Annotated in this window: 6 protein-coding genes; all 6 read right to left on the reverse strand. The window is 72.9% G+C overall.

The features are described 5' to 3' along the window. Positions 1-96: 96 nt before the first annotated feature. Complete coding sequence (locus R4P08_RS12700; protein ID WP_317814257.1) at positions 97-3,429, reverse strand: arabinosyltransferase domain-containing protein; 3,333 nt, start codon at positions 3,427-3,429, stop codon at positions 97-99. A gap of 25 nt (positions 3,430-3,454) precedes the next feature. Further along, positions 3,455-6,748 (reverse strand): arabinosyltransferase domain-containing protein, encoded by a 3,294-nt coding sequence (locus R4P08_RS12705; RefSeq protein WP_411741204.1) that lies wholly within the window; start codon positions 6,746-6,748, stop codon positions 3,455-3,457. A 100-nt stretch (positions 6,749-6,848) separates the two neighbouring features. Continuing rightward, positions 6,849-8,897, reverse strand: coding sequence for an arabinofuranosyltransferase (locus R4P08_RS12710; RefSeq protein WP_317814259.1), 2,049 nt, complete (start codon positions 8,895-8,897; stop codon positions 6,849-6,851). Between the two features lie 2 nt (positions 8,898-8,899). Next, entirely contained in the window at positions 8,900-9,661 is a 762-nt protein-coding gene (locus R4P08_RS12715) for a decaprenylphospho-beta-D-erythro-pentofuranosid-2-ulose 2-reductase (protein ID WP_317814260.1), read from the reverse strand. Between the two features lie 416 nt (positions 9,662-10,077). Next, a complete protein-coding gene (locus R4P08_RS12720; protein ID WP_317814261.1) occupies positions 10,078-11,526 on the reverse strand; it encodes an FAD-binding oxidoreductase in 1,449 nt (482 codons plus the stop codon). Positions 11,527-11,621: 95 nt separating this feature from the next. After that, positions 11,622-13,046, reverse strand: a complete 1,425-nt coding sequence (locus tag R4P08_RS12725) for a lipase family protein (RefSeq protein ID WP_317814262.1) — start codon at positions 13,044-13,046, stop codon at positions 11,622-11,624. Between the last annotated feature and the right edge of the window lie 34 nt (positions 13,047-13,080).

Consider the following 13,080-nt stretch of genomic DNA (forward strand, 5'->3'; position numbering starts at 1 on the left):
GCTCCGGAGCCGGGCCGCCTACGAAAGAGGCCCGCCGGGGGCTTTCACCTCCGGCGGGCCTCTGCTCATGCACTAAGCCCGCACCGGCGGACCGGCCTACGCCTCCGGGTCGGTCACGAGGATCGGGCCCTCGGGCTGCCACCAGCCCCACCGGGTCTCGGTCCCGGTGGTCACCTCAGCCGGTGCCGGCGGGTCCTCCTGGTAGGTCCCGTGCGGGGTGTACGCCTCGATCGAGCCCCAGTCCCGGTTCCAGTCGTGACGCAGGTACGAGGGGATCGTGCGGGCGCGCTGGGCGACCTCGATCCAGCCGAGCGGCCCACCCGACTCGTACGACTGCCACGTGCTGGTGGCACTGACCGCCAGCGGGCGGTCCGGGAGGATGCGGAACTCCGGCATCTCGGCGACGCCCGCGAAGTGCGAGAACGGACGCTGGCACGGGAACTGCAGGCTCACAGCCCAGTCCAGCATGACGGGCGAATCCGACCCGACCAGCTCCTGAACCGTGACTAATTCGGGCGCGCGCGGCGGGGTGATGGCCGCCCACTGGTCGGGGGTCAGGTCGTTGTCGTCGACCCGGATGCGCATGACATCGGCGTCGGCGGGGACCTCCTTCATGTCGACGCGCAGGTTCCGCCAGGTGGGGGCGGGGCCGATGTCGAAGGGCACGACGGGCGCCCCCACGACGTCCGCGCCACCCTCGGACGAGCGACCGAACTCGACGGTGACCTCCTGCCCGTACTTGTACAGACCGTCGGCGTCGAACCGGCCGATCCGCCCGGCAGCCGAGATGACCAGCAGCGGATGCGCCTCGCGGTCCTCGGGAAGGCGGTACCAGCCGGTCTCCAGGTCCGCCTCCCGCTGCGGACCCACGAAGAACGAGCCGAGCACCGGGGTGGTGGCCGGGTCGAGCCCGAAGGGCAGGGCCACAGTCGACTCGTTGACGCCCTCGGCGCCCCGGCCGCCCGCGGTGCCGGCGCTCTCACCGGTGCTGACCGTGGGGCCGCCTCCGGGCTCCTGGGTGGTGTTGGCGGCGCCGGGGTCGGCGACCACCGCGTCCGCGGACAGGTCCGGTGCGACGCCGCCGGGCGAGAACCCGGAGTTCGTGCCCGCATCGAGGGCGGCCGCACGGTCGGCTGGGTCGATGGACCCGTCGGGCCGGGGGGTGGCCGCGAGCGGGGTGAGCATGCCGCCGTTCGCGTCCGGCTCCACCAGGACCCGGTCGGCGAGCATGCACGGGTTCCCGGCGAGCGCGGAGACGTTGCCGGCGGCCACGGTGTAGGCCGGGAACTGTTTGTGGACACCCTTGGCGAACGAGGCCAGGGAGAACACCACCAGCACGCCCGCCACCACCGCGATCGGCGCGGCCGCGATGGTCCGCCTCCGGCGACGGCCCGCGGAGGTCCTGGGCACCTGGACGCCCACGTAGTCCTGCCGCAGGTGCTGCCAGCCGGCGTAGGCGAAGGTGATCACGGCCAGGACCAGGAGCACCGTGGCGGCGTCGATGCCGCGGATGCTGGGGGCCTTGTCCCACCACGGGATGCCGTAGCTGGAGACGTACCACCAACCGTTGGGGCCGGCGAAGGCCAGGGCGAGCACCACCAGGATGACGCCGAGGAACACCGTCCGGTTGCGGGCGGTGCGGACCGCGGAGGCGGAGATCGCCAGCGCGCCGAGCGCCGCGATCGCGGCACCGATCCCCGCGTAGACGCCGAAGTGGTGGGTCCACTTGGTGGGGGAGAACATCATGAAGAACGCCGTGCCCACGACCACGCCGACCAGACGCCAGACCGGGCCGGAGGCCGCGCCCGGGACCTTGCCGCGGCGCAACAGGGTGCCGATCACCATGACCAGGCACAGCAGGACCAGCAGCACCGGGAGGCGGCGCGACAGCGAACCGTCGACCGTCGGGATCATCAGGTAGTAGTAGCGGACGAACTCCTCGAACCACTGCAGGCTCGGGCCGATCTCGCCCCGCACGCGGATCGCCTCGAGCACCGAGGCGAGGGTCTGGACGCCGAAGACGCAGATGAGCACCATGGTTCCGGAGGCCAGCACCGGGGCGACCAGCGCGAGGGGCGAGCCGATCTCGCGACCGCGCACCACGACGGTGCGCAGGACCGGGCGGAGCCCCATGACGAGCGCCGCCACGGCCATCAGGCCGGTGGGGCCGGTGGCCAGCGAGAACGAGGCCACGATCACCGCGATCGCGTACGGCAGCATCCGCCGGGTGGCGATGGCGCGTTCGACCGAGACCCACGTCAACAGCGCTCCCAGCGCGATGACCGGTTCGGGCCGCAGGCCGTTGTTGAACGCCATCCAGAAGGCCAGGAACACGGCGGCGGCGCTCCACACGGCCACCGGGGTGGTGCGCGCGGCGCGGCCGAGGCGCGGCAGGACCTCGCGGCTGATGACCAGCCAGCACAGGATCGCGGCGATCAGGGCGGGCAGTCGCATCCACGGGCTGGCGGTGGACACGTGGGCGAACATCGTGAGCAGGTCGTAGTAGGGGGAGCCGAACGGCGACTCGGGCACGCCGTACCAGCGGTAGTAGTTGGCCATGTAGCCGGCGGGGTCGGCGGCCCGGGCCATGGTGAGGATGTAACCGTCATCGGAGGTGTTGCCGCCGAGGAAGTGCCACAGGCCGAGCGTGCCGATCACGGCCACGTCCGGCAACCGGATCCTGAACCACCCGCTGGGCAGGAACCGGCGGGACCGACGGCCGTCGGTCTGGTCGAGCCCGTGCAGGGCCCACAGGGCCACGGCGGTGGCGATCAACCCGATCACGATGGCGGCCCACTTCAGGGCGGTGGGGTCGGTGGTGAAGCGGGAGTCGACCTCCACCACCACGTCGAGCCCCTCGGGGACGGCGGTGTCGGAGGGCAGGTCGGTGTAGACGCCCACGACCATCGGCCGCAGGTCGTCGGCGTCGACGCGGCGGGCCGCGGCGGGGTCGTCGATACCCTCGAACTCCGCCTCCACGTAGGTCGGGGCCGCCACCACGGTGAGCTGCGTGCACCCGCCTCCTGCGACCTGGTCGCGGGGGGCCGAGACGATCACCCGGTTACGGGACACTACGTCGACCGTGTCCGCCGAGGCCCGGACGAACAGCGCCCGGTCACCGGCCTCCTCGCCGCCCGCGGGTGCGGTGGACAGCAGGATCCCGCCGTCTGCGGGCAGGTCCGCGGCCAGGGTGCAGGGCACGGTCGCGGTGAACCGCTGCGGCGAGTGCGCCACCAGCGGTGCGGTCACCGAGTTCAGCGATCCGTTCTGCGGCCACTGCACGGTCGAGGTGGTCTGGGAGACCGGCAGGAACGGCAGGGAGAGGAAGCACAATGTGCCCAGGAGGCCGCTGACGATGGCGACGAGGCGGAGCCTCGCGACACGGCCGTCGGCGGCGACCGGGCGGGAGGCTGCGGTGGAGTCTGACACGACGCCCGATTCTAGGCGACGGCGATCAGTTGATGGGTCCCGGCGTGGTCCAGCCCCAACGGACGTTGCTGCTCCGCACGAGCTCCGCGGGTGTGGCCTCCGGGTCCAGGGGCTCGAAGCGCTGGAGCGAGCCCCAGTCCCGGGACCAGTCGTGATCGAGGTACGTGGGCACGGTCACGGCCTCCACGGTCTGGGTGGTCCAGAGCAGCGGGCCGCCGCCGCCCGCGCTCTGCCACCAGTTGGCGGCGGCCGAGGACTCGCGGTCGGCGAGGATCCGGTACCCCGGGATCTCGGCGACGCCACCGTTGTGCACGAACGGGCGTTGGCACGGGAAGGCCAGGGCCACCACCCAGTCGATGAGGACCGGGTCGGTGTGGCCGACCACCTGGTCGAGGGTGCGCAGTCGCGGGTTCCGCGGCGGGGTCACGGCGAGCCACCAGTCGGGGTCGAGGTTGCCGTCGGCCGCCACCACGCGCACGACCTCGGCGTCGGCGGGGATCGACTCGAGGGGGATCCTCAGGTTGCGCCAGGCGGGGGCCGGACCGATGTCGACGGGGGACATGGACCCCATCACCTCGAAGTCGGTGGGGCCGGACGCGCCGACCCGCCCGGGCCTGCCGTATTCGATCCTCAGATCGTTCGCGCCGATGCGGCCGGCGGCGGCCATGACCAGCAGCGGGCGGTTGGGGCTCCGCTGGGGCAGCTGGTACCAGGCGGAGGTGAGGTCGGCGGCGACCTGGGGTCCGCGACGGTAGGAACCCAGCACGGGCGTGGTGTCGGGGTCGAGCCCGAACGGCAGCGCCACGGTGGATCCGTTGACGGTGACCTCGCCCCGACCGCCGGTGGTGCCGGCGTCGACGCCGTCACCGGGTTCGCGTTCGCCGGAGTCGGACAGGGCGAGTGAACCGGAGGACTCGGTGCTGTCGACCGTGATGGAATCCGGCAGCCCGTTGGGGGCGAAGCCGTTGACCCCTCCGGCACCCAGGGAGATCTCGGGCCCGGCCCCGATGGCCCGGAGCAGCCCGTCGTTGGAGTCCTCCTCGACCAGGACGGAGTCGGCGAGCGAGCACGGTTCGCCGCTGAGGGCGCGCAGGTTGGCGCGTCCGACGGTGTAGGCGGGGGTCTGGACGAACACGGCGGTGACGGCGGAGAAGAGCTCGAAGATCACCACGGAGAACGCCACCACCGTCAGCGGGGCGCCGTCGATCCCGGGGCCCCGTCCGGACCCGACCCGGCGACGGTCGCGGGCCAGCGCGGCCGGGGTGTCGGGGGCGGAGCGGAGGAAGGGCAGGACGCGGGAGAGTCGCCGGGCGAATGCGCCGTCGGGCGAGTCGGGCAGGATCCCGGCGTGGATGAGCCCGGCGACAGCCAGGCACACGAACCCGCCGACGAACGCGACGTACTGGATCTGGATCCCCAGCACCTCGGGGAAGGTGTCGGAGAAGGGGATGCCGTAGTTGGAGACGTACCACCAGGTGTTGTCGGTGGCGGTGGACAGGCCGACGACGAGGCACAGCGCAGCCCCGACCAGCCAGCGACTGCGGCGCAGCGAGACGGAGGAGGAACGGAGGGCGATCACGGCCAGGACGGCCAGCGCCCCGGCCAGCCCGGCGAACACGCCGAAGTGGTGGGTCCACTTGGTCGGGGTGAACACCAGGAAGAGCAGGGAACCGGCGATCACGCCGATGAGTCGCCGGGCGGGGCCGGCGGCCGCCCCGGGGATCCGGCCGCGGCGCAGCATCACGGCCGTGACCAGCGCCAGGCACATCAGCATGAGCAGCACGGGGAAGCGCCGGGCGACGCCGCCGTCGGCGGACACCCCGAACAGCGCCTCCCAGCGGTCCTTCTCCCCGTACCAGGGCAGGCTGGGGCCGAGCTCGGTGCGGATCCGCGTGGCCTCGAGCACCGTGGCCAGGGTCTGGTCGGCGAACACCGTGTAGAGCAGGGCGAGCCCCACCGCGAGGACCGGGCCGATGATCGGCGCCCAACCGATGACCTGCGCGCGCTTGCGGAGCATGCCGATGAACTCCCTTGCGCCCGCGGCCAGCGCCGCCACGCACATGAGCCCGGTGGGCCCGGCGCCGAGGGAGAACGCGGCCACGCCGATCGCGGCGACGCCGGGGACGAGCCGGCGCGTGGCGATCGACCGCTCGACCAGCGACCACGTCAACAGCGCACCGAGGGCGATGATCGGCTCGGGCCGCAACCCGTTGTTGAACGCCATCCAGAAGGCCAGGAACATCGCGGCGCCCGTCCAGCGCGGGCGGTGCCAGGTCCGGGCGAGCCGGCCCAGCCGCGGGACCACCTCGCGGCTGATGATCAACCACGAGAGGACGCCGCACAGCAGGGTGGGCAGGCGCATCCACGGGCTGGCCGTGGACACCTCGGCGAACACCCGCAGGATCTCGTAGTACCAGCCCACCGGGGACTCGGGGGCGCCGAGCCAGCGGAAGTAGTTGGCCATGTACCCGCTGGGTCCGGCGGAGCGGGCCATGGTGAGCAGGTAACCGTCGTCGGAGGTGTTGGCGCCCACGAGGTGCCAGAACCCGAGGACCCCGATCACGACCCCGTCCACGGCCGACGGCCGCGTCCACGAGCGGGGCACGAACCGTCGGTCGGTCCGCCCGTCGATCCCGTCGAGCCGGTGCAGGAAGAACACCGAGGCGAGGGTGGCCAGGACCCCCAGCACCATCAGCACCAGCTTTACCGCGGTGGGGCTGGAGGAGTAGCGGGAGTCGACCGTGATCTCCACCGTCGACTCGCCGAGCCCGTCGGGCGCGGTGGCGGGGGTCAGGTCGGTGAACACGCCCGTGACCTGGGGCCGCATGGTGCCCGGGACGGCGGCGCGGGTCGGGTCGTCGGCGCTGTCGGGGTCCTCCGGCAGCCCGGTCAACTCGGCCACCAGGATCCCGGTCTCGGCGCGGATGTGCAGGGTCTCGCAGGCCGGGTCGCGCAGCACCGACAGCGGGACCGAGAGCAGGGTGAGGTTGCGGACCGCCACCTCGATCGTGGGCTCGGCGGCGGCGGAGGTCGAGCGCTGCACCACCAGGCCGTCGGAGATCCGGCCCGGCGCCCCGTCGGGGAGCGTGGAGAACACGATGGTGTTGTCGGGGACCCGGGCCAGCGGGGCGCAGGGCGCGGTGATGGTGAGGTCGAGCGGGCGGCCCGAGACCAGCGGGGCCGTGACGGAGGCGAAGTCCGGACCCGCGGTCCACTGCACCGCGGTGGTGTCCTGGTGGACGGGCAGGAAGCCGGCGAGGACCGCCAGGAACGCGCCGAGGAACCCGGTGATCACGGCCAGTCGGCGGTGCCGGTCCATGCCGGGGTACGGGTGCAGACCGAGGGGCTGCTCACGCTCCGGGCGCCGGCCCGCCTCGTCGTCGTGGTGCCTGTCGGAGCCCGTCGTCACGCCCGACACCTCACCGCACCACGATCACGGCGAACGGACCCACGTCGTGGACCTCGAAGTGGGGGCCGGTGACGGCCTCGGCGGGGATGGTGACGCCGAAGCGGCGCACGTTGGGGTCGTTGGGGTAGGTGTCCTCGGCCAGGCGCAGCGCGTACCCGGAGCCGGACGGCCGGGCGAGGATCGCATCCGGGCGCCGCCACGGGGTGTCGGTCATCAGGGCGTAGAGCTCGTCGCCGCTCGTGGCGTCCGCCCAGCCGGTCATCGCGGCGTTGCGGTCGGCGTACCGCCCCAGGGGGTTGGCGTAGTGGGAGGTCACGGCCTGGTAGGCCAGGTAGGGGTGGAATGCCAGGAAGGCGTCGGAGGTGCTGACGACGACGAGGTCGGTCGTCTCGCGGCCCGGGAACGACTCCTGGATGACCCTGTCGACCTCGGCGTAGTGGGACTCGGGCCCGGGCGGGTAGCGGTCGGCGCGCTCGCCGCGGCCGTCGGTGTCCGTGTAGGCCAGCCGGATCTCCTCGTGCAGGTGATCGGGGATGGACTGCGCGTGGGCCAGCCCGGCGATGGTGGCCAGGACCCCCACCACGGCGGTCGCCCGGCGGCGCTGGGTGCGGGCCTCGGCGGCGGGTCGGTCGGTGCCGCCCTGGCGCCCGGCGGCGCGGACGGCGAGCCCGGCCAGGTCGGCGAGCGCGAACACCCCCGCCACGGCGAGCAGCAGGATGAGCACGGGCTCGAGTCGGAAGCCCAGCATGGTGGTGCCGAGCACGGTGACTGCCATCGACGCCAGGCACCAGAGGTAGACGGCCACCACGCCCAGCCCGAGCGCCTGCGCGCGGGGCGAGGTCCACGCCCGCGCGACGATCCACACGAGGCCCGCCAGGCACACCCAGCCGGTGAGGCCGCCCGCCGTCATGGGCAGCGGCAGGCGCGCGCCGGATTCGGGCAGGTAGTGCAGGGCGGTCCCCGAGTCGGCGGGGGCGCCGCCGAGCGAGGCGAGCAGGTAGGGCGCCCAGACGACGAGGGCGATGAGGATCGACCCGATCCCGACAACCGCGAGCCGGGCAGCCGGCAGCCAGGGCGGGAAGGGTCCGGGACCTCCGGATGCGCTGCGGGGTTCGGCTGGGCTGCGGCGCCCTGCTGCGCTGCGGCGGCGGACCAGCGCGGCCGCCGTCGCGACCACCGCCATGAGGACCACCGTCCCCGCCGCCAGGCCGGTGTACAGCGTGTACGTACTGGCGGAGGCGCCCAGGAACAGCATCGTGGCCACGGTCGCGCCGCGGCCGCCGGCGCGGGTGGTCGGTGCCATCGCGTGCCAGGCCAGGATCAGGACCGGCGGGAGGAACAGCGCGACCACGGCGCCGTAGGGCTCGGGGCTGGCGTACATGAGCATGACGGCCGTCGAGACCACGCCCACCACGGCGCCGAGGTCGGTGCGCAGCAGCCGCGTCCACAGCACCGTGACGAGCGCCGCGGCCACGGCCAGCGACAGGATCGACCACGGCTTGTACGCGGCCCAGCCCTCGAGCCCGGCGAGGTTGGCGAACCGCCCGCCCAGCCAGAACCACCCTGACGGGTAGAACGACGGCAGGTCGGCGTAGGCCATGTCCGGCAGTCCGAGCGAGGTGGCCGAGCGACCGAGGAACTGGGTGCGGAACTCCTGGTCCACGCTCACCCCGTGCAGGTAGAGGCGCGAGGCGGCGAGCGGGATGCCCAGCGTCGAGGCCACCAGCAGGGCCGACCCGGTGGGGGCGGCGAGCTTGCCCGCCCGGACCAGTGCGGCGCGCCTGCGGGGGCGATCACCGGGGTGCGCGCCGTCCCGCCCGCCGTCCCACTCGCCGGGGTTTCCACCGGTGCGCTCGCCCGCCCGCGCGCAGAGGATCCCGGCCACGACCAGGGCGAAGGCCGCGGTCTGGCCCACCACGGTCAGCGCCCGCAGGACGTTGGAGTTGCCGTAGGCGGGGAAGGAGACGACGGCGAAGCCGGCCAGGACGACAGCGGTGACGGCCGCGGCCAGCAGCGCAGCCGCGCCCGCCAGGCCGAACCCACGGAGCGCCACCGGCATGCTCAGAAGGGGAGCTTGCGGAAGATCGGGCGCGGCACGTGGGTGAGCACGGCCATGACCCCACCGAACGCCGCCGGTGCGAAGACCGCGCCCTTGCCGGCGCCGGACTTCTTCACCGCGATCCGGGCCACCTCCTCCTTGTTGATGGTCAGCGGCGCCTCCTTGACGTGCGCCGACATGCGGGTGCGGACCTGCCCCGGGCGGATCACCAGGACGTCGACGCCGTGCTCGTCGAGCGCGTAGCCGAGACCGGTGTAGAAGGAGTCGAGCCCGGCCTTGGTGGAGCCGTAGACGAAGTTGGAGCGGCGGGCACGCAGGCCGGCGGCCGAGCTCATGGCGATGATCCGGCCGTAGCCCTGCGCCTTCATCCGCTCCGCGAGCAGGACGCCCACCGAGACGGCGCCGGTGTAGTTGATCTGCGCGATCTGGACGGCCTTGCGCTGGTCGGACCAGAGTTCCTCGTTTTCCCCGAGCAGACCGAAGGCGACGATCGCCACGTCCACGTCACCGCCGGAGAAGATCTGCTCGAATGCGGCCGGGTGGGAGTCGGTGGCGGCGGCGTCGAAGTCGACGATCTCGACGGCGGTCGCGCCCGCCGCCGTCATCTCGGCGCGCGCGTCCTCCCTCGCCGGGTCGCCGGGCAGGCAGGCCAGAATCACGCGCATCGGTCCCTGCTGGAGGAACTCCGCGCAGATGGCCAGACCGATCTCGGAGGTGCCTCCGAGCAGGAGGAGGGTCTGGGGGACGCCGACGGCATTGATCATGCGCAGGAGTCTACCGAGGCCCCGTGACACCGCCGCGGGCTCACGGGGGGAAGGCGCCGGGGCGGCGGTCGCGGCGGTGGCCCGGGGTTGCCCCGGGTACCGGGGTTAGGAGGGCGACCGGGAGGGCCCAGTCGGGTGGGGACCACGTGTGGGTCGGCGGCCCGCAGGTGGCGGCTGGGTCGGCGGTCGCGGTGCCCGACCCCTGCTCGGTGTGGGCGTGGACGCGGCCACGAGGACGAGTGCGGCGACGACGGTACGGACGATCATGGGGGAATCCTGTTCGATTCCGGACGACCCGCGTCGTCCGAGACCCCAGTCTGTGCCGGGACCACGGAGTTGTATAGCCCCCTCCGGACCCACCCGTCGGTGGCGGCCGCGGGGACGGCGGAGCGGGCGGTCCCGCCGCGCGCTGTCCGTCAGAGCAGCTCGAGGCGGCGCCCCATGTCGGAGACGAAGACCCCGTTGGGATCGATCCCGCGGCGGGTGGCGATCCACGAGTCGATCTCCGGGTACATCGCGTGGAAACGCTCGGCCGGGACCCGGGAGTCCTTGGCGGTGTAGAGCCGTCCGCCCATGGACATGACCTTGGCGTCGAGCTCGTTGACGAACGCGTTGAGGCGGCTGTTGATGGGGAAGTCCACGCACACGTTCCAGCCCTCCATGGGGAACGAGAGCGGGGCCTGGTTCCCGGGACCGAACAGTTTGAACACGTTGAGGAACGAGTAGTGCCCCGAGCGCTGGATATCGCCGATGATCTCCTTGAACCCGTCGACCGCGCCGGGCGGGACGATGAACTGGTACTGCAGGAAGCCCTTGGATCCGTACGCCCGATTCCACTCTCCAAAGAGATCGAGCATGTGATAGAAGGCCGGCAGCGTCTTGATCTGGTTCCGCGACGTGCCGCCCAGGCGGTAGTACACCTCGCCGATGGGGCCGAAGGTGTACTTGTTGGCGAGCCCGTTGGGGAAGACGTCCGGGAACGTGACCAGCGGCTTGGCGTTCATCGCCAGCGGATCCTTGGCCAGCTCGGGCGCGTGTTCCTCGAGCTGGGCGAGCGTCGCCAGGGACCCGCGGGAGACGGCGGCCCGGCCGAGCTTGGGCGGTGCGCTGATCGAGTCGAACCACGCGGAGGAGTAGGTGTACCTGGACTCGGACCCGTCGGTGTGCAGCGCGATCGTCTCGTCGAGAGAGGCGGTCTGGTCAGTGTCGGCGAGGAAGAACGCCGTCTCCGTGCGGGTCATGGCGATCCACGCCCGGAGCACCACGCCCGTCAGGCCGTTGCCGCCGACGGTGGCCCAGAAGAGGGTGCCGGCCGGGTCGTCGTTCGTCCCGCCCGGCTCCAGGGTGAGGACCCGGCCGTCCGCGACGAGCAGCTCCATCCGGGTCACGTGATTGCCGAACGACCCGGCCGAGTGGTGGTTCTTGCCGTGGATGTCATGTCCGATCGCGCCGCCGACGGTGACCTGGCGCGTACCCGGGAGCACCGGCACCCACAGTCCGAAGGGCAGGGCCGCCCGCATGAGCTGGTCGAGGCTCACGCCGGCGTCGACCACGGCCAGGGCCTTCTCCGCGCTCAGCTCGTGGATGCGGTTGAAGCGGCTCATGTCCAGCACCAGACCGCCGGAGTTCTGCGCGCTGTCGCCATACGACCGGCCCAGGCCCCGGGCCACCACTCCGCGTCGCAGGTGATCGGGGCTGGAGGCGTTGGCGTCGTTGACCGCCGCGATGGCAGCGGAGATCTCCTCCACCGACCGCGGGGTGAGCACGTGGCTCATCGCCGGGGAGGTGCGTCCCCAGCCGGTGAGGCGCCTGAGTTCGGTGTCCAGGGACGACGGGGCCGGGTTGCTGTTCTGCGCTGTGCTCACGGTGCCGAGGTTACCGCTCGGGGGCGGTGGGCCGTCGTCTCGGCGTGGCTGGTGAGGCCCGCTCGCCGGCCGACCAGGCCGCCGGGACTTCACGCTCAGCGGCAACCCGCGGTGAAGGGCACCCCGCGGGCGCGGGCGTCGACCCAGTCGAGGGCCGGTCCGACGGCCGTGTACGCAGCGGTGATGTGCTCGCCCGCCACCGGCGTGTACTCGACGTCGGCGCCCGCGGCGCACCACTCATCGGCCAGGCGGCGGGCTGTCCACTCCGGGACGAACGGGTCGCCCGGCCCCTGCTCCGACCCCGGGCCCGGGCCGATCGGGACCACCGCGTCGCCGTGCCACACCTGCACCGGACCGGTGGGCACCTCACGGGGATCGGCTCCGTTGGCGGGATCGGCGTAGCCCAGGCGGTTGCGGGCCAGCACCTTCTGGACGGTCGGGTCGGTGCGCGGGTCGACGTCGGTGAGGAGGGACAGCGGCGCGAGGAGCAGCCCGGAGGCGGTGTTGGCGGCGGCGCAGGAGTCGCGGAGGTGATAGGCCGCCAGGTCGCCGGCGTCGTTGAGCAGCGGGTAGAGCTCGGGGTACTCGCGGGCCAGGCCCAGGACGGCGGCCCGGTAGAGACCGGACGCCACGGTGCCGTCCATCGAGTCGAACAGGTCGCTGTAGTCCGCCGGCACGCCGCCCACCGACGAGCCGACCAGCACCCCGGTGAGCTCCGGCGCGTACACGGGCTGGAGCTGGGCAGCCCAACCCGTGGCGATCCCGCCGCCGGAATACCCCACCTGGACCACCCGGGAGTCGGCGAACAGTGGGCCCCCGTCGCCCGGCGGCACGAACCCGCGGGCGGCCCGGATCCCGTCCAGCACGGCGCGCCCGTTGGCCCGGCCCGCCCCGTACGCGGCCCTGGGGCCCTGGAAGTCGGTCACCACGAGTCCGTACCCGCGGTCCGCCAGGATCTGCAGGAAGGGCGGCAGCTCCAGATTGAACTTGTGGGGCAGCGTGTGCGACGGCATGCACGTCAACCCGAGCGAGTCGATCGTGGCGTTGAAGGACACCAGCGGTCGCGGGCCCGGACCCGGCCAGGGGGTGGCCGGTTCGATGATCGTGGAGACGATCTGCTCCGGGTTGTCGTGGGAGTCGCTGCTCTGGACCAGCACCTGCCACCCGCGACCGAAGTTTCGGACGTTGTGCGGCGGGATCGTGACCGGGCGCGTGGACAGGATGGTCCCGGGCGCCGTGGCGGGGTCGACGGCGGGCGGGGAGGAGTACCACGGGTCGGGCGAGGGGCTCGGGAGGTAGCGCTCGGGCGTGCGCGCCTCGGGCGGGGCCGGCTGGAACCCGGCCAGGCGGTCGGTCAGGGCAGCGAGTGGATCTGGCAGCGCGGCAGAGGAGTCGGCCGGCGATCCGGGATCGAGGGTCAGCGGAAGCGCAACGGCGGGGGAACCGCCGAGGGCGCACGTCAGGGCGAAGGCGAACGCGGCGACCGCGGCGCCGGGACGGGAGGGACGTCGCGACCACATGCGCGTACGGTATCGCGACCGGCGGGACGACGCG

This window comes from Rhodococcus sp. IEGM 1408 (assembly GCF_033142235.1).
In the GTDB taxonomy this organism is placed as follows: Bacteria; Actinomycetota; Actinomycetes; order Mycobacteriales; family Mycobacteriaceae; genus Dietzia.

What these genes read in the sequence shown, in the direction of transcription:
- R4P08_RS12715 (WP_317814260.1), bottom strand. Translation starts at nt 9,661, where the DNA reads ATGATCAATGCCGTCGGCGTCCCCCAGACCCTCCTCCTGCTCGGAGGC.
- R4P08_RS12725 (WP_317814262.1), bottom strand. Translation starts at nt 13,046, where the DNA reads ATGTGGTCGCGACGTCCCTCCCGTCCCGGCGCCGCGGTCGCCGCGTTC.
- R4P08_RS12710 (WP_317814259.1), bottom strand. Translation starts at nt 8,897, where the DNA reads ATGCCGGTGGCGCTCCGTGGGTTCGGCCTGGCGGGCGCGGCTGCGCTG.
- R4P08_RS12705 (WP_411741204.1), bottom strand. Translation starts at nt 6,748, where the DNA reads ATGGACCGGCACCGCCGACTGGCCGTGATCACCGGGTTCCTCGGCGCG.